Here is a 17732-nt window from a genome sequence, read left to right on the forward strand (position 1 = left end):
GGGTGTTAGTTCCTGCCGCGTTGAAATGTTTTCAAACTTAAATGTAGTGTTAAGGAGTTTATAGTGAAAAAGTGGTTGTATGCCGCGGGCCTCGGATTAGCATTGGCTGCCTCAGCCAGCGTGCAAGCTGCTGATAAAATTGCTGTTGTCAATATTGCCAATATCTTTCAGCAGTCTCCTCAGCGCGCTGTTGTCGCTAAACAACTCGAAAATGAGTTCAAGGGCCGGGCAACCGACCTGCAAGCGCAGGAACGTGATCTGCAGACCAAAATGCAGCGCCTGCAACGTGACGGCTCTACCATGAAAGCCGCCGATCGCAGCCGTCTGGAGAAGGAAGTCATGGCGCAACGTGAAGACTTCTCCGGCAAGGCGCAGGCCTTTGAACAGGACAATCGTCGCCGTCAGGGTGAAGAACGCAATAAAATCCTGAGCCGTATTCAGGATGCGGTGAAAGCCGTCGCCAGCAAACAAGGTTATGACATCGTTATCGATGCCAACGCCGTGGCGTATGCCGGTTCTGCCAATGACATTACGGCTGATGTGTTAAAACAGGTTAAATAAGTCATGCCATCAATTCGACTTGCTGATTTAGCGCAGCAGTTGGATGCACAATTGCACGGTGATGGCTCTCTTGTCATCACCGGCATTGCTTCCATGGGCTCCGCCAAGGCGGACCAGATTACGTTTCTGGCTGATAGCCGTTTTCGTGAAAAACTTGCTTCCTGCCAGGCCGGCGCGATCGTTCTTACCGAAGCCGACCTGCCCTTTTGCCACAGCGCCGCGCTGGTGGTTAAAAATCCCTACCTGACCTATGCGCATATGGCGCAATTGCTAAATACCACGCCCGCCGCCGCACAGGATATCGCCCCCAGCGCGGTCATTGCAGCCGACGCGCAGCTTGGCAGCCAGGTGGCCGTCGGGGCCAACGCGGTCATTGAATCCGGCGTGATCCTGGGCGATAACGTGGTTATCGGTCCGGGCTGCTTTATCGGTAAAAATACGGTCATCGGCGCGGGCACCCAGCTGTGGGCCAACGTCACCGTTTATCATGAAGTGCGCATCGGCGAAAAATGCCTGATCCAGTCGGGCACCGTTATCGGCGCCGATGGTTTCGGTTATGCCAACGATCGCGGCAACTGGATTAAGATTCCCCAACTGGGCACGGTTGAAATTGGCGATCGGGTTGAAATTGGCGCCTGCACCACCATCGATCGCGGCGCGCTGGATAACACTATTATCGGCAATGGCGTCATCATTGATAACCAGTGCCAGATTGCACATAACGTCATAATTGGCGACAATACCGCGGTTGCGGGCGGCGTTATTATGGCCGGCAGCCTGCGAATAGGCCGCTATTGCATGATTGGCGGCGCCAGCGTCATCAACGGCCATATGGAAATATGCGACAAAGTGACCATCACCGGCATGGGAATGGTGATGAGACCTATCACTGAACCTGGCGTATACTCCTCGGGTATTCCGCTGCAACCCAATAAAGTGTGGCGCAAGACCGCAGCGTTAGTAATGAATATCAACGAGATCAGCAAGCGGTTGAAAGCTATCGAGCGAAACCTGGCAAAAAACTAATCGCCTTCGCCAGATAGTGATAATTATGCGCGTTCAGGCACTTAAAGCCTGGCAAGACATTTTTTATTTGCGGCCTGCTAAATTGTCCTGTGTGGGATTGTTGCAGGCCGTGTTGTTAATGCCATCGTTTTTTCAGACAGGAAGAGTATTTTGACTAATGACACTCATGCTCATACTCTGCAGATAGAAGAGATATTAGAACTATTGCCGCACCGTTTCCCTTTTTTGCTGGTGGACCGGGTGCTGGATTTTGAAAAAGGGAAATTCCTGCGTGCGGTGAAAAATGTTTCTTTTAACGAGCCGTTTTTTCAGGGACATTTCCCCGGCAAACCCATCTTCCCCGGTGTGCTAATCCTGGAAGCGATGGCGCAGGCAACGGGTATCCTGGCTTTTAAGAGCGTCGGTAAGCTGGAGCCGGGTGAGCTATACTATTTTGCAGCGGTGGATCACGCGCGCTTTAAACGCCCGGTGCAACCAGGCGACCAAATGATCCTTGAAGTCGAATTCATTAAAGAGCGCCGCGGAGTTGCTCGTTTCCAGGGGGTTGCCAAGGTGGACGGCGAGATCGCTTGCGAAGCGTCAATGATGTGCGCCCGTCGTCGGGAGTCCTGAAAACGTGATTGATCAATCCGCCTTTATCCATCCCAGTGCCATAGTTGAAGACGGCGCCATCATTCATGCCGGTGTACAGATCGGGCCGTTTTGCTTTATCGGCCCGCAGGTCGAGATTGGCGCCCGCACGGTGCTGAAATCCCATATCGTCATCAACGGCATTACCAAGATCGGTGAAGATAACCTGATCTACCAGTTCGCCTCCATCGGCGAAGTGAACCAGGATCTGAAGTACGCCGGCGAACCCACCCGTGTTGAAATCGGCGATCGCAACAGCATCCGCGAAAGCGTGACCGTGCATCGCGGCACCGCCCAGGGCGGGGAAGTGACCCGCATCGGCAGCGATAATCTACTGATGATCAATACCCATATCGCTCACGATTGCGTTATCGGCGATCGCTGTATCCTGGCCAATAACGCCACCCTGGGCGGCCATGTCACGGTGGGCGATTACGCCATTATCGGCGGCCTGACCGCTGTGCATCAGTTTTGCAGCATCGGCGCCCATGTCATGGTCGGCGGCTGCTCGGGCGTGGCCCAGGATGTGCCGCCGTTTGTCATCGCCCAGGGCAATCACGCCACGCCGTTCGGCATTAATATCGAGGGGCTTAAGCGCCGTGGTTTCGATAAGGAAGCCCAACACGCCATTCGCGCCGCGTATAAGCTTATCTATCGCAGCGGCAAGACCCTGGATGAAGTGAAACCCGAACTCGACGCCATGGCGGTCCAGCATCCGGTGATTTCCGCCTTTACCGATTTTCTGGCCCGTTCGCAACGGGGTATTATCCGCTGAACATGCAGGCTTCCGCGGTGGTAATCGGCTTGGTAGCCGGCGAAGCATCGGGGGATGTCCTTGGCGCCGGCTTGATCCGCGCGCTGCGCCGGCATCTGCCCGACGCCCGTTTTGTCGGCGTCGCCGGCCCGCGTATGCAGGCCGAAGGCTGCGAAGCGTGGTATGAGATGGAAGAGCTGGCGGTGATGGGCATCGTCGAGGTGGTAGGGCGATTGCCGCGGCTGCTGCACATCCGCCGCGACCTGACCCGGCGTTTCACCGCGCTGCGCCCGGCGGTGTTTGTCGGCATCGACGCGCCGGATTTTAATATCACCCTCGAAGGCCGGCTCAAACGGCGCGGTATCCGCACCATTCATTATGTGAGTCCGTCGGTATGGGCCTGGCGCCAGAAACGGGTATTTAAAATCGGCAGGGCCACCGACAACGTACTGGCATTCCTGCCGTTTGAGAAAGCCTTTTACGACCGGTATAACGTTCCCTGCCAGTTTATTGGCCACACCCTGGCCGACGCCATGCCCCTCGATCCGGATAAAGCGGCCGCCCGGCAACATTTGGGCATTGCCCAGGACGCCCGCTGCCTGGCCCTGCTGCCCGGCAGCCGCGGCGCGGAGGTCGAGATGCTCAGCGCCGATTTCCTCCATGCCGCCCAGTTGCTAAGCACCCAATATCCCGGTCTCGATATCCTGGTGCCGCTGGTCAATGCCCGCCGCCGCGCGCAGTTTGACGCCATTAAAGCGCGGGTAGCGCCGGATCTTCAGGTGCGCCTGCTCGACGGGCAGGCGCGCGAGGCGATGGTGGCCAGCGACGCGGCCCTGCTGGCCTCCGGCACCGCCGCCCTTGAATGCATGCTGGCCAAATGTCCCATGGTGGTGGGCTACCGCATGAAACCTTTCACCTACTGGCTGGCGCGGCGCCTGGTGAAGACGCCCTATGTCTCGCTGCCCAACCTGCTGGCCGGACGCGAGCTGGTGCAGGAACTGCTGCAGGAAGACTGCGTGCCGGAAAAACTGGCCTCGGCGCTGGCGCCCTTGTTAAAAAAGAGTGTCGATAGCCAGGTGCTTAAAGAGACTTTTCGCGATTTGCACCAGCAAATTCGCTGTAACGCCGACGAGCAGGCCGCCCAGGCGGTGCTGCAACTCATCGCGCAGCCTGCGCGTTCACGGTAGCTATCATGATGGAATTGTTTGTTTATCCGCAGGCCGCCTGTATCGCAGGCGTTGACGAAGTCGGCCGCGGGCCGCTGGTCGGCGCGGTGGTGACCGCGGCGGTTATCCTCGATCCCCGGCGGCCGATAGCCGGCCTGGCGGATTCCAAAAAACTCAGCGCCAAACGTCGCGAATCGCTGTATGACGAAATCACCGATAAGGCCCTGGCCTGGTGCCTGGGACGCGCCGAAGCCGAGGAAATCGACCGGTTGAATATCTTCCATGCCACCTTGCTGGCGATGCAGCGCGCGGTCCAGGGGCTGCATATCCCGCCGGACTTTGTTTTAATAGACGGCAATCGCTGCCCGCTGTTGTCCATGCCGTCGCTGGCGGTGGTCAAAGGCGATAGCCGGGTGGCGGAAATCAGCGCGGCCTCCATCGTGGCAAAAGTGTCGCGGGACCGGGAGATGGCGGTGCTGGATCTGGAGTTTCCCGAATATGGTTTTGCGCAGCATAAAGGCTATCCGACGGCGTTCCATTTGGAAAAACTGGCGCTGCTGGGCGCCACGGTGCATCATCGCCGCAGCTTCGCGCCGGTAAAACGGGTACTGGGGCTGGTCTAAAAGGCCGGTATCCCGGTGGATTTCGGGTCTTCACCACAAAAAATCAACTTTTGGTAGCAGGATAATGGCCGAACCACGTTTTATTCACCTTCGCGTTCATAGCGACTACTCGATGATCGACGGGTTGGCTAAAATCGGCCCGCTGGTTAAAAAAACGGCGGCGCTGAATATGCCCGCCCTGGCCATTACCGATTTCATGAACCTGTGCGGCCTGGTGAAATTCTACGGCAGCGCGCACGGGGCCGGGATCAAGCCTATCGTCGGGGCGGATGTCCTGGTGCAGAGCGATATGCTCGGCGAGGAAATGGCGGAACTGACCATTCTGGCGGCCGATAACGTCGGTTATCAACACCTCACGCTGCTGATTTCCGAGGCCTACCAGCGCGGCTACGGCGCGGCGGGTCCGATAATCGATCGGGACTGGCTGATAAAGCATAACGAAGGGCTGCTGCTGCTCTCCGGCGGTCGCAAAGGCGACGTCGGCAAGTTCCTGATGCGCGGCAATATGCCGCAGGTTGACCAATGCCTGGCATTTTATCAACGGTATTTTCCCGATCGTTATTATCTTGAACTGACCCGTACCGGCCGCGCGGATGAAGAAAGCTACCTGCATGCCGCGGTCGCCATCGCCATCGAGCGCGGGCTGCCGGTGGTGGCCACCAACGATGTGCGTTTTATCGGCGAAGGCGATTTTGACGCCCACGAAATCCGCGTGGCGATCCATGACGGCTTTACCCTGGACGATCCGAAACGGCCGCGCAATTACAGCCCGCAGCAGTTTATGCGCAGCGAAGAACAAATGTGCGAGCTGTTCGCCGATTTGCCGGAAGCGCTGCAAAACAGCGTTGAGATTGCCAAGCGCTGCAACGTCACCATCCGGCTGGGGGAATATTTCCTGCCGCAGTTCCCCACCGGCGACATGACCACCGAGGATTTCCTGGTGGCCCGCTCCCGCGAGGGGCTGGAGGAGCGGCTGGCCTTCCTGTTCCCGGACGAGCAGGAACGCAGCGTCAAGCGTGCGCCTTATGACGAGCGCCTGGAAATCGAGCTGAAGGTGATCAACCAGATGGGATTTCCCGGCTACTTTCTGATCGTGATGGAATTTATTCAGTGGTCGAAGGATAACGGCGTGCCGGTGGGGCCCGGGCGTGGGTCGGGCGCGGGTTCGCTGGTGGCCTACTCATTAAAAATCACCGATCTCGATCCGCTGGCGTTCGATCTGCTGTTTGAACGGTTCCTCAACCCGGAGCGCGTCTCGATGCCCGACTTCGACGTGGATTTCTGCATGGAGAAGCGCGACCTGGTTATCGACCACGTGGCCGAGACCTACGGCCGCGAGGCGGTATCGCAGATCATCACCTTCGGAACCATGGCGGCGAAGGCGGTAATCCGCGACGTCGGACGGGTACTGGGCCATCCTTATGGTTTTGTCGATCGCATCTCCAAGCTGGTGCCGCCCGACCCGGGCATGACGCTGGAAAAGGCCTTTGCCGCCGAGCCGCAACTGCAGGCGATCTACGACGCCGATGAAGAAGTCCGGGCGCTTATCGACATGGCGCGCAAGCTGGAAGGCGTCACCCGCAACGCCGGCAAACATGCGGGCGGGGTGGTTATCGCCCCCACCCGGATAACCGACTTCGCCCCGCTCTACTGCGACGCCGAGGGCAATCACCCGGTCACGCAATTCGATAAAAACGATGTGGAATATACCGGGCTGGTGAAGTTCGACTTCCTGGGGCTGCGTACCCTGACCATCATCAACTGGGCGCTGGAGATGATTAACGCCCGGCGCGCCAGGCACGGCCTGGAGCCGGTGGATATCGCGTCGATCCCGCTCGAGGATAAAAAAAGCTTCGATATGCTGCAGCGTTCGGAAACCACCGCGGTATTCCAGCTGGAATCCCGCGGCATGAAGGATCTGATCAAGCGCCTGCAGCCCGACTGCTTCGAGGATATGATCGCCCTGGTGGCGCTGTTCCGTCCCGGTCCGCTGCAATCCGGCATGGTGGACAACTTTATCGACCGTAAACACGGGCGCGAGGCTATTTCATATCCGGATATCCAATGGCAGCATGAATCCCTGAGCACGGTACTGGAGCCGACCTACGGCATTATCCTCTACCAGGAACAGGTGATGCAGATAGCCCAGGTGCTTTCGGGCTATACCCTGGGCGGCGCGGATATGTTGCGCCGCGCCATGGGCAAAAAGAAACTCGAGGAGATGGAAAAACAGCGCTCCATCTTTAAGGAAGGGGCGGAAAAAAACGGTATCGACGGCGAACTGTCGATGAAAATCTTCGATCTGGTGGAGAAATTCGCCGGTTATGGGTTTAATAAATCCCACTCCGCCGCGTATGCCCTGGTCTCCTACCAGACCCTGTGGCTGAAGGCGCACTATCCGGCCGAGTTCATGGCGGCGGTGATGACCGCCGATATGGACAATACCGAAAAAGTGGTCGGCCTGGTGGACGAGTGCTGGCGCATGGGCCTGAAGGTACTGCCGCCGGATATCAACAGCGGGCAGTATCATTTCCATGTCAATGACGAAGGCGAAATCGTTTACGGCATCGGGGCTATCAAAGGCGTGGGCGAGGGACCGATCGAAGCGATTATCGATGCCCGCAACCAGGACGGCCATTTTAAAGAGCTGTTTGATCTTTGCGCCCGCACCGATATCAAAAAGCTTAATCGCCGCATGCTGGAAAAACTGATTATGTCCGGGGCGTTCGACCGCCTTGGGCCGCACCGCGCCGCGTTAATGAATTCCCTTAACGATGCGCTTAAGGCGGCGGACCAGCACGCCAAGGCGGAAGCCATCGGCCAGGGCGATATGTTCGGCGTGCTGGCCGACGCGCCCGAGGCGGTGGAGGCCTCCTATAGCACCGTGCCGCCCTGGCCGGAACATGTGGTGCTGGACGGCGAGCGCGAAACCCTGGGACTGTACCTGACCGGCCATCCCATTACGCGTTATCTGCGCGAAATCGAACGTTATGCCGGCGGCCTGCGCCTGAAGGACATGCATCCCACCGATCGCGGCAAGGTAATTACCGCGGTGGGCCTGGTGCTTTCCGCCCGCATTATGGTGACCAAACGGGGTAATCGCATCGGGGTCTTGACTCTCGACGACAGGTCCGGTCGCCTTGACGTGATGTTGTTCACGGATGCGTTGGAAAAATACCAGCATTTGCTGGAAAAAGACCGTATCCTGATCGCATCTGGACAGGTCAGCTTTGATGACTTCAACGGGGGTCTTAAAATGACCGCCCGTGAACTGATGGATATCAGCGAAGCACGTGAAAAATATGCCCGGGGTCTTGCTATCTCGCTGACTGACAGGCAAATTGATGACCAGCTTTTAAACCGTCTCCGCCAATCGTTGGAACCACACCGATCCGGGACGATTCCAGTGCATCTTTATTATCAACGCGAAGATGCTCGCGCCAGGTTGCGATTTGGCGCGACATGGCGTGTCACGCCGACCGACCGGTTGCTGAATGATTTGCGTACCCTGGTAGGCAACGAACAGGTAGAACTGGAATTTGACTAATATAGGAATACTATGAGTCTGAATTTTCTTGATTTTGAACAGCCGATTGCAGAGCTGGAAGCGAAAATTGACTCGCTGACCGCAGTCAGCCGTCAAGACGAAAAATTAGATATTAATCTGGATGAAGAGGTGCAGCGGCTGCGTGAAAAAAGCGTAGAGCTGACCCGTAAAATTTTCTCCGATCTGGGGGCCTGGCAAATAGCCCAACTGGCCCGACATCCCCGCAGGCCTTATACGCTGGATTACGTCCAGCATATTTTCACCGACTTCGATGAGCTGGCGGGCGATCGCGCCTATGCCGACGATAAAGCGATTGTCGGCGGCATGGCCCGCCTCGACGGCCGGCCGGTGATGATCATCGGCCATCAAAAGGGCCGGGAAACCAAAGAAAAAATCCGCCGCAACTTCGGCATGCCCGCGCCGGAAGGCTATCGCAAGGCCCTGCGGCTGATGGAAATGGCCGATCGTTTTAACCTGCCGCTGCTGACCTTTATCGATACCCCAGGCGCCTATCCGGGCGTCGGCGCCGAGGAACGTGGCCAGTCCGAGGCCATTGCCCACAACCTGCGCGAAATGCCGGGGCTGCGGGTACCGGTGGTCTGCACCGTTATCGGCGAGGGCGGCTCCGGCGGCGCCCTGGCTATCGGCGTGGGCGATAAGGTCAATATGCTGCAGTACAGCACCTACTCGGTGATTTCACCGGAAGGCTGCGCGTCCATCCTGTGGAAAAGCGCCGACAAGGCGCCGATTGCCGCCGAGGCGATGGGCATCGTCGCGCCGCGTCTGAAGGAACTGGAGCTTATCGACAGCATAGTTCCCGAGCCGCTGGGCGGCGCGCATCGCGATGTGCTGGCTATTGCGGCGTCATTAAAAGCGCAGTTGCTCTCCGACCTGGACGAGCTGGACAGAATGAGCGAAGAAGAGCTGCTGAACCGCCGTTATCAGCGGCTGATGAATTACGGCTACTGCTGATACCCACCCGGCCGCGCCGGCATGCGCCGCCGGCACCGCGCGGTTGATCACGGCCAAACACCCCGCAAGCGTGCGCTCGCGGGGTGTTTTTTCATGGGCCGCGCGCAGCCGCCGGCATTTGCGGCCATGGGCGTAATGAAGTCATCTATGCTTATGGGGCGGCGTAGTATTGCCAGGGAAGTTTTCAAGGGAACTTTTTAAGCGACATCTTCAGGCAAAACAGACCCAGGCTAAAAGGACCGGCTGAATGAACATCATTGCAATACTAAGTCCGGAGCGGGTATTTTATAAAAATGAACCCATCCGTGAGCTGGACGAGGCGTTGAAAACGCAGGGTTTTCAATTAGTCTATCCCACCTCGAGCGGCGATCTGGTCAAGCTTATCGAGCAGAACCCGCGCATCTGCGGCGTGATTTTCGACTGGGATCAGTACAGTATGGATCTCTGCATCGAGATCAATGAACTGAACGAATACCTGCCGCTCTACGCGTTTATCAACACCCATTCGTCACTGGACGTCAGCCTGAACGAAATGCGTATGGTGCTGTACTTTTTTGAGTACGGCCTGGGCGTGGCCGACGATATCAGCGTGCGCATCCGTCAGTATACCGACGAATATATCGACGCCATTATTCCCCCCTTTACCAAGGCGCTGTTCAACTATGTGAAGGAGGGCAAATATACTTTTTGCACCCCCGGACACATGGCCGGCACCGCCTATCAAAAAAGCCCGGTGGGCAGCCTGTTTTATGATTTTTTCGGCGCCAACACCCTGAAGGCGGATGTCTCGATCTCGGTAACCGAACTGGGATCGCTGCTCGATCACTCCGGCCCGCACCTGGAGGCGGAAGAGTTTATCGCCCGCATCTTCGGCGCGGAGCAAAGCTATATGGTGACCAACGGTACATCCACCGCCAATAAAATGGTGGGGATGTATGCCGCGCCGTCGGGCAGCACGGTGCTTATCGATCGCAACTGCCACAAGTCGCTGACGCATTTGCTGATGATGAGCGACATTGTGCCGATCTACCTGTGTCCTATCCGCAATGCCTACGGGATCCTGGGCGGCATTCCCAAACGTGAGTTCAGCCGGGAAAGCATTGCGCTGAAAGTAGCGCAAACCCCCCACGCCTCCTGGCCCGTGCATGCGGTGATCACCAATTCAACCTATGACGGCTTGCTGTATAATACACAGTATATTAAAGAAACCCTGGAGGTGGCCTCGATCCATTTTGACTCCGCCTGGGTGCCTTATACCAATTTCCATCCGATTTACCGCGGTAAAAGCGGCATGAGCGGCGACCGTATTCCCGGCAAGGTGATTTTTGAAACCCAGTCCACTCATAAACTGCTGGCGGCGTTTTCCCAGGCCTCGTTGATTCATATTAAAGGTGATTATGACGAACGCACCTTTAACGAAGCCTATATGATGCATACCACGACGTCGCCGAATTACGGCATCGTGGCGTCGATTGAGACCGCGGCGGCCATGGTGCGCGGCAAGCCCGGGCGGCGGCTGATCCTGCGCTCCATCGAGCGGGCGCTGCATTTTCGCAAAGAGGTGCAGCGTCTGCGTGAGGAGTCCGAGGGCTGGTTTTTCGATATCTGGCAACCGGAGATTATCGAGGAGGCGGTGTGCTGGCCCATCGAGCCGGGCGCGCCCTGGCACGGTTTTAACCATGCCGACGCCGACCATATGTATCTCGACCCGATCAAGGTCACCATCCTGACGCCAGGCATGGATGAGTTCGGCAACATGGCCGAGGAAGGCATACCGGCGGCGCTGGTGGCCAAATTCCTCGACGAGCGCGGCGTGGTGGTGGAAAAAACCGGCCCCTACAACCTGCTGTTCCTGTTCAGCATCGGCATTGATAAAACCAAGGCCATGAGCCTGCTGCGCGGGCTGACGGAATTTAAACGGTCCTATGATCTGAATTTGCGGGTGAGGAATATGCTGCCGGATCTGTTCGCCGAGGATCCCGATTTCTATCGCAATATGCGTATCCAGGATCTGGCCCAGGGCATTCACCGCTTGATCCGGCAACACCGGCTGCCGCATCTGATGTTAAGCGCCTTCGACGTGCTGCCCGAGATGAAAATGACGCCCCATGCCGCTTTCCAGCAACAGGTGCGGGGCAATGTGGAGACGGTGGAGTTGCCTGACCTGCTGGGACGTATTTCCGCCAATATGCTGTTGCCGTATCCGCCGGGAGTGCCGGTGGTGATGCCGGGTGAAATGATCACCGAGCAAAGCCGCGGCGTGCTGGATTTCCTGATTATGCTGTGCACCATCGGGATACATTATCCGGGATTTGAAACCGATATCCACGGCGCCCAGTTGACCGAGGACGGTCGTTACCTGGTGCGGGTGCTGAAAACCGATAGCCCGGCCTGAGGCCGCGGTGATAAGCATGCGGCATCCGGGCCGGCCGGCGGCGAACCGGTGCGGCCATTCCCCGGGCCGGCAAAGGCGGCGGTCGTGTCAGCCCATTTTCAGGCAAAGCGGCCGGCGGCCTGATACCATGGGCCCTGATCAACGCGTTCAATGGCGCACGTGATTTCCGCAATATATACACTGAATCTCTCCATCATGTCGTCGAAATCATCGTGCTGCCTTAGGGTTAATCTGGCCAGGATCAGATTATCGGCGGCGCAGAAGCTCATATCGCTTTTGCCATTTAGCGCTAACAGCTCTAGCAATTGCGTCTGCTGCGCCGGCACGGGAAAACAAGGACAAAGCAAGAAGATATCCTTATCTGTTTCATCAAAATAAATAACCACATCTTCATTAATATATAATATGTTTTCTTCATGGGGGATAATATTATAACGGTCGTATAAACCCTGCAAAAAGGTTTCCATACTCTCTCCTATACGTATTTAGAAAAGCCTTCTGCCTGGTCGGCTATTTTTTTGTCGCCAATGCTGCGGCGCAATGATAATTTGCCGAATAAAAAATTAAGTATTTTATTGTTCTTCATACATTTGTTGCCGGGAACGCCAGTGTTATGCTGCTGGATTTGCATATTTCCGCTGTTGAGCATCACTTTCTGCATCAGCGTTTTGTTCTCTGCATCAGGCAATACACGGTCTGCATCGGTTTTACGCAGGTATTGACTTACAGCCTGATGCTTAATAACCGCATCCATTATACCGGTGCGGTCTTTTCCGCTCTTGCAGTTCCAGCAGGGGGTAATGCCTATTTCATGGGATAATAACGCCACCCGCACGGCCGCCTTGTACGGCTCGCCTTTATCGGCACGGTACGTCTTCTTGGCCCAAATCTGTTTCAGTTCGCTGGCTAGCGAAGAAACCCTGTCGGCATTATCCGGCCGGGAAGCGAGATATTGCCCCACCCAGCCTCCGTGCGCCGAGCCGGGGGAAAGATCTTTGCCGAGCAGCTTGATCAGAGCGGAGCGATTATAGGCGTCGGCGGTGTGATGTCCCAGATGCAGTCGTTTTAACGCCAGCTCATTGACCCCGAAATTAAAGGCAGCGATGTCAAGGCGCAGGGTGACCCGCACCATTTCGCCTTTCTCGTTCCTGATAGGTATTTCTACCGGGCCGGCGCTCAGTTTCTCCCAGGCTTCCATCTGATCCCTGAATTGTGATTCCTCCGTTGACGGCCCGATATCCACCGGTGTCAGCAGGCTCGTCGACGTAAGCGGCAATACTACCGTCTGGCCCGCCAACGCCGCGGCCAGTTTTTCCGGATGCAGGAACAACGCGGCGGCGGCCACTTCCCTGGCCCGATTCAACGCGCCTTGTTGACGTTCCTCGCTGCCCGCTTTCAGGCCGAAGGGACTCAGTACGCCGTGGCGGATGCCGGAAAACAGCGGATCCCGGTTATCGTCTCCGGCGTAAAACGTCGAGATCCACATATTCATCGCATGGGTGGTTTCCTCATTGGATTTACTGCTGATCCCCTTGTTAGCATAGCCCGCGGCAAAAATATCCTGATCACCCAGTTTTATTTGCCCCGCGGGTATTAATGTACTGTTAAAGTGAGTACCGCGAAAACGAAAACTGTCTTCAACGGTATTCCAATCCAGATTGTTCAATACATCTTTACTGGACGTATTAAAAAGCGCTTTGGCCTCGCTGCTGGCTTTGCGGGAACTGCATCCGCTGTGTTTCTTTATAAAATTGGCTAACAATTTTATAATCCCTTTTTCCAGCGCCAGTACGGCCTTGTAATCCTTATTTTCCCTGGGCGTATCATCATCGTCTTTTTCATTATCCAGCATGACGGCAAAATAATTTACGCCTTCGTCGTCGCCCAATTTCTCCGCGGCGCCGAGCCCTGCCGCCAGCGCCAGCCTGCGCCGCGCCGCAATCGGGGAGCGTGGGAAACCGGCGGCTGAAGGCCTGCCCATGATATTGACCGGATGACTGATACGCGGCGCTTTCAAATGCGCAAATGTTCCGGTAACCGCCTCGCAAGGGCTAATACCCGCCACTTGACCGGTAGCGAACCGGCTGGGGTCGGCTGGACGATTAATAAGGATGTGGGAGGAACTGCTCATGGCGTTACCTGTTGCTATGCATCAATTTAATGGAAGGTGTATATAATTTAATCAGATGCTAAATCAATGAAATGGATAATTCCAGGCATTACTCCGGGCGTGAGCGTTTTATGCATCTTGCCGCGCGCATGACAGGCGGGCGAGGGCGGAGAGAGTGTGGTAAATTGCCTTTGAACGCCGGGCGGCAAACCCGGGCAACGCGCATTAACGGAATAAAAAGGACTATGCCGATGCTAAAACTACAGCAGGTGCACCATATCGCCATCATCGCGTCGGATTACCCGCGCAGTAAGCAATTTTATTGCGACATCCTGGGGTTCACGTTGTTAAGCGAGGTATATCGCGCCGAACGCGATTCCTGGAAAGGCGATTTGGCGCTCAATGGCGACTATATTATCGAGCTGTTCAGTTTTCCCAACGCGCCGGCCAGGGTCAGCCGCCCGGAGGCCCGCGGTTTGCGCCACATGGCGTTCAGCGTGGCGGACATTGCCGCGGCCGTCAGCGCGCTTCATATCGACGGCGTCGACTGCGAGCCGATCCGCATCGATCCCCTTACCGGCAGGCGCTTTACCTTTTTCACCGATCCCGACGATCTGCCCCTGGAGCTCTATGAAGCCTGATGACGGTGAGGCGCTCTGCCGCCATATCGCCGCCAGGCTTGAGCGGCGCAGAACGGTGCTGGTGGCCCTGAGCGGCGGACTGGACTCCACGGTGCTGTTGGATGCGCTGGCATGCCTGCGCGGGCGGCAACTGCCCGATCTCGCCCCGCGCGCGGTCTATGTTCATCATGGCTTGAGCGCCCATGCCGATGATTGGGCGCAGCATTGCCAGGCGCTGTGCCGCCATCTGGCGATTCCGTTCCAGCAGGTCAGGGTGAGCGTGGATCCCGCCGACGGCGGTATTGAAGCGGCGGCGCGCTCCGCGCGTTACCAGGCGCTGGCCCTGGCGCTGCTGCCCGGAGAGACATTGCTGACCGCCCAGCATCAGGACGACCAAAGCGAAACGCTGCTGCTGGCGCTAAAACGCGGCAGCGGACCGGCCGGATTGTCGGCCATGGCCGCCGCGTCGCCTTTCCACGGGCACGAGCTGCTGCGTCCTTTACTCGATATCAGCCGGGCGCAGCTGCGCGACTATGCCGAAAGCCGGCGCTTACGCTGGATTGAGGATGAGAGTAACCAGGATCAACGCTTCGATCGTAATTTTCTGCGCCTGCGCATTCTCCCTCTGCTTAAGGAGCGCTGGCCCCATTTCAGCCGGGCGGCGGCGCGCAGCGCTACGCTTTGCGCCGAACAGGAAACCCTGCTCGACGAGCTGCTCGCCGAGACGCTGCAACAATTAACCCGCGATGACGGCTCACTCGAACTGGCGCCGATGATGGGCATGAGCGCTATCCGGCGCGCGGCCGTATTGCGCCGCTGGCTGGCGTCGTTTGGCATGGCCATGCCCGCGCAGGAACAACTGGCCAGGATCTGGCAGGAGGTTGCGTTAAGCCGCCAGGACGCCGAGCCCATGATGCGGCTGGGTGACCGGCAGATCAGGCGCTTTCGCCAACGCTTGTTTATCCTGCCGCTGTGGCCCCCGCTCAGGGGGCGGGTGCTATTATGGGAGGACACCGGACAACCGCTGCCGCTGCCGGAGGATCTCGGTCTGCTGCGCCTGGGTTCCGGCGGCGGGGCGGTGCGCCGGCCGCGGATGGACGAGCGGGTAAGCGTGCGGTTTTCGGCGACCGGTACCCAGCATATCCTGGGCCGGCGCCATGGACGATCGGTAAAAAAATTATGGCAGGAGCTGGGTATCGCGCCCTGGCAGCGCGAGCGCACACCTCTGGTGTATTACAATGAGCAGCTGATAACCGCACCCGGCATCTTTATTACTCGCGAAGGACAGGCCGGGGAGGAGGAAACAGGCCTGAATGTGGAATGGATACGATAGAGTTACGCTAACGGGTAGCAATCCTACTGCCCGTCAGGAAGGAAGGGGCGAGGGGGTTATTCGCTAACCACCACTGTACCGAGTTCAGGATGGGTGAAACTGGCAATATGGTCCAGCCGTATTTCATGGCTGCCGCCAGCGTCATCGATAACCAGATACTCGACATGTTTTCTTGAGATCATATCGCGCGCCGTGCCGGCAACGGTATCTCCATTCTTAAGCGTCAGAGTGAGGACCCAGTGGCGCTGACAGGCGAGCTCAAGATTATCGTAATCATCACAATTAATGGGTTGATATTCTTCATTCGTTGACATAATAGCTCACCTACTTGTTACGGCGGTAAATACCGCCTGTTCCCTGAGGGAGGATGAAGTGCGATTTTCATCCGCCGCTCATCCCGCCTACATCTTTCAACAGTATTTCCTTATCAGACTATAGCACAGAGCGCCCCTATCCCTGGAATAAATGGTTTAGGAATTAATAGAGCCAGCACTATGCATTTACCGCTTTTCTGGCGGCCGACGGGCGATGTCAGGTACACTGCCGGGCAAAGCATATCTTACGGAATCACCATGGCGTTAAAAGCGACTGTACATAAAGCGGCGGTCAACATCGCCGATATGGACCGGAATTATTTTTCCGATGTTAATCTGGTACTGGCCCAGCATCCCTCGGAAACACCGCAGCGCATGATGCTGCGGCTGCTGGCATGGATTTATCATGCCGACGATCGCCTGGAGTTTACCCGCGGCCTCAGCGCCGAAGATGAGCCTGCATTATGGCTGCGCAACGATCACGGTGAACCGGAGTGGTGGATTGAGCTGGGGCTGCCGGAGGAAAAACGGCTGCGTAAAGCCTGCCACCTGGCGCGCAATGTGGTGCTCTATGCCTATAACGAGCGCGCGGCGCGGATTTGGTGGCGACAGGTCGAGCCAATATTATCCCAGCACGACAATCTGAGCGTTTATTTTGTCGACGATGCGCAAATGGCGCAGCTGGCCGCGCTGGCGGCGCGTAATATGTCTTTGCAGGCAACACTGCAGGACGGATTGATGTGGCTGTCGGATCAGCAAACTCAGCTGGAAATTACCCTGGCGACCTGGAAAAACGCGGCTGGCTAAGGACTTTGGCTGCGCCGATAAGCCCGGGCCGCGCAGCGGCGTCGACGATGCATCCCCAGAAGAAGTTGCGCGGTTCATGGCGAATGGCCCGCGTAATAAACGCTATTTAATATCCCCCCGGCACCGGCGCAGCGTAATGATTAAATATTGATTAACCTGATCCGCGGTTGACGCTTAGCCGCCGCAAAAGATACTGTTCGCCATTGATTATAGCCTCTCCCAATCATCAACCTGATCACCGTGAATAAAAAAGGATATAATATCTATGCTAATAGCGAATGCAACTCAACCTTTTTCTATTATTTCTTTCTTTAATAATAAAACGAAAATAAATAATTCGCCGCCAGTCACCTGGGGAGCGCATAGGCTAACCAACGTTTCAAATAGAGAACAACATGGGGAGGGCGTCACAATACGTCAGTTTAAGAATGATGAAAATAAATTTCATGGCAATAAAGATATATTAAAGGCTTCGCACCCAGTAATCAATGACACGTTGCTGTACTATTTGCGCTATGGCAGTGAGGCTATCTCCGGCAATAAATGGCTGCAGGAATTACCGCCTGAGGAACAACGGGAGGCGAGAGGAGTACTTTGCGCAGTCAGAGATGCCGCTGAACGCGTTCATCCGCTATCCCGGCAAAAGATTCGATTTACCGCGGCGCTGCTTGAGGCGTTCGCCTCGATCAGACTGCCCGGTTTCTCTCTTATGCCATCAAAAATATATCCAGGATGGGACGATAGCGCGGCTATCGTCCCGCTAAAGGCGCAGCCAGCCCGGGATGGATCGCCATACCCCGCCATTATTACCCGCTCCGTGGTTCCCGCGGAAAGAATATCGCAAGGCAAAATAAAAAAAAAGCAGAGCAGATAA

General features: G+C 56.7%; 16 protein-coding genes. 13 read left to right on the plus strand and 3 right to left on the minus strand.

The window, feature by feature from the left end:
• Positions 1 to 63 precede the first annotated feature (63 nt).
• From skp to ACL2XG_RS21225, 9 genes are all read left to right on the plus strand, one after another.
• Positions 64 to 561: a molecular chaperone Skp gene (gene skp, locus ACL2XG_RS21185; protein ID WP_410013723.1), complete on the plus strand. Its 498-nt coding sequence runs from the start codon at positions 64 to 66 to the stop codon at positions 559 to 561.
• Between the two features lie 3 nt (positions 562 to 564).
• Positions 565 to 1587 carry a UDP-3-O-(3-hydroxymyristoyl)glucosamine N-acyltransferase gene (gene lpxD, locus ACL2XG_RS21190; RefSeq protein WP_410013724.1) on the plus strand — a complete coding sequence of 341 codons (1023 nt, stop codon included), beginning with the start codon at positions 565 to 567 and terminating at the stop codon, positions 1585 to 1587.
• Between the two features lie 150 nt (positions 1588 to 1737).
• Entirely contained in the window at positions 1738 to 2199 is a 462-nt protein-coding gene (gene fabZ / locus ACL2XG_RS21195) for a 3-hydroxyacyl-ACP dehydratase FabZ (RefSeq protein ID WP_331119968.1), read from the plus strand.
• A 4-nt stretch (positions 2200 to 2203) separates the two neighbouring features.
• Complete coding sequence (gene lpxA, locus ACL2XG_RS21200; RefSeq protein WP_413721331.1) at positions 2204 to 2992, plus strand: acyl-ACP--UDP-N-acetylglucosamine O-acyltransferase; 789 nt, start codon at positions 2204 to 2206, stop codon at positions 2990 to 2992.
• Positions 2993 to 2994: 2 nt separating this feature from the next.
• Entirely contained in the window at positions 2995 to 4158 is a 1164-nt protein-coding gene (gene lpxB, locus ACL2XG_RS21205) for a lipid-A-disaccharide synthase (RefSeq protein ID WP_413721330.1), read from the plus strand.
• A 5-nt stretch (positions 4159 to 4163) separates the two neighbouring features.
• Entirely contained in the window at positions 4164 to 4760 is a 597-nt protein-coding gene (gene rnhB, locus ACL2XG_RS21210; RefSeq protein WP_410013727.1) for a ribonuclease HII, read from the plus strand.
• Between the two features lie 64 nt (positions 4761 to 4824).
• Positions 4825 to 8307 carry a DNA polymerase III subunit alpha gene (gene dnaE / locus ACL2XG_RS21215; RefSeq protein WP_413721329.1) on the plus strand — a complete coding sequence of 1161 codons (3483 nt, stop codon included), beginning with the start codon at positions 4825 to 4827 and terminating at the stop codon, positions 8305 to 8307.
• A gap of 12 nt (positions 8308 to 8319) precedes the next feature.
• Positions 8320 to 9279, plus strand: a complete 960-nt coding sequence (gene accA, locus ACL2XG_RS21220) for an acetyl-CoA carboxylase carboxyl transferase subunit alpha (RefSeq protein ID WP_410013729.1) — start codon at positions 8320 to 8322, stop codon at positions 9277 to 9279.
• Between the two features lie 247 nt (positions 9280 to 9526).
• Positions 9527 to 11674 carry a lysine decarboxylase LdcC gene (locus tag ACL2XG_RS21225; RefSeq protein WP_410013730.1) on the plus strand — a complete coding sequence of 716 codons (2148 nt, stop codon included), beginning with the start codon at positions 9527 to 9529 and terminating at the stop codon, positions 11672 to 11674.
• Positions 11675 to 11772: 98 nt separating this feature from the next.
• On the opposite strand, the gene ACL2XG_RS21230 is transcribed toward ACL2XG_RS21225, so the two are convergent.
• Both ACL2XG_RS21230 and ACL2XG_RS21235 read right to left on the minus strand, forming a co-directional pair.
• The gene (locus ACL2XG_RS21230) at positions 11773 to 12141 is read right to left on the minus strand and encodes a hypothetical protein (protein ID WP_413721328.1); all 369 of its coding nucleotides are present in this window, start codon (positions 12139 to 12141) and stop codon (positions 11773 to 11775) included.
• Between the two features lie 8 nt (positions 12142 to 12149).
• On the minus strand, positions 12150 to 13655 hold the full coding sequence (locus tag ACL2XG_RS21235) for an inositol phosphate phosphatase SopB (protein WP_413723566.1): 1506 nt from the start codon (positions 13653 to 13655) through the stop codon (positions 12150 to 12152).
• Positions 13656 to 14035: 380 nt separating this feature from the next.
• Between ACL2XG_RS21235 and ACL2XG_RS21240 the strand changes: the two genes are divergently transcribed.
• Both ACL2XG_RS21240 and tilS read left to right on the plus strand, forming a co-directional pair.
• Positions 14036 to 14425, plus strand: coding sequence for a VOC family protein (locus ACL2XG_RS21240; protein ID WP_413721326.1), 390 nt, complete (start codon positions 14036 to 14038; stop codon positions 14423 to 14425).
• A complete protein-coding gene (gene tilS, locus ACL2XG_RS21245; protein WP_413721325.1) occupies positions 14415 to 15737 on the plus strand; it encodes a tRNA lysidine(34) synthetase TilS in 1323 nt (440 codons plus the stop codon). Before ACL2XG_RS21240 ends, tilS begins: the two co-directional genes overlap by 11 nt.
• A gap of 56 nt (positions 15738 to 15793) precedes the next feature.
• On the opposite strand, the gene rof is transcribed toward tilS, so the two are convergent.
• Complete coding sequence (rof, locus tag ACL2XG_RS21250) at positions 15794 to 16051, minus strand: Rho-binding antiterminator (RefSeq protein WP_410013735.1); 258 nt, start codon at positions 16049 to 16051, stop codon at positions 15794 to 15796.
• 258 nt (positions 16052 to 16309) lie between these two features.
• Here rof and ACL2XG_RS21255 point away from each other — a divergent pair, with 258 nt between their 5' ends.
• The gene (locus ACL2XG_RS21255) at positions 16310 to 16858 is read left to right on the plus strand and encodes a YaeQ family protein (protein ID WP_413721324.1); all 549 of its coding nucleotides are present in this window, start codon (positions 16310 to 16312) and stop codon (positions 16856 to 16858) included.
• Between the two features lie 265 nt (positions 16859 to 17123).
• Positions 17124 to 17732: a hypothetical protein gene (locus tag ACL2XG_RS21260; RefSeq protein ID WP_413721323.1), complete on the plus strand. Its 609-nt coding sequence runs from the start codon at positions 17124 to 17126 to the stop codon at positions 17730 to 17732.

This window comes from Sodalis sp. RH24, assembly GCF_047324145.1.
GTDB lineage: Bacteria > Pseudomonadota > Gammaproteobacteria > Enterobacterales > Enterobacteriaceae > Acerihabitans.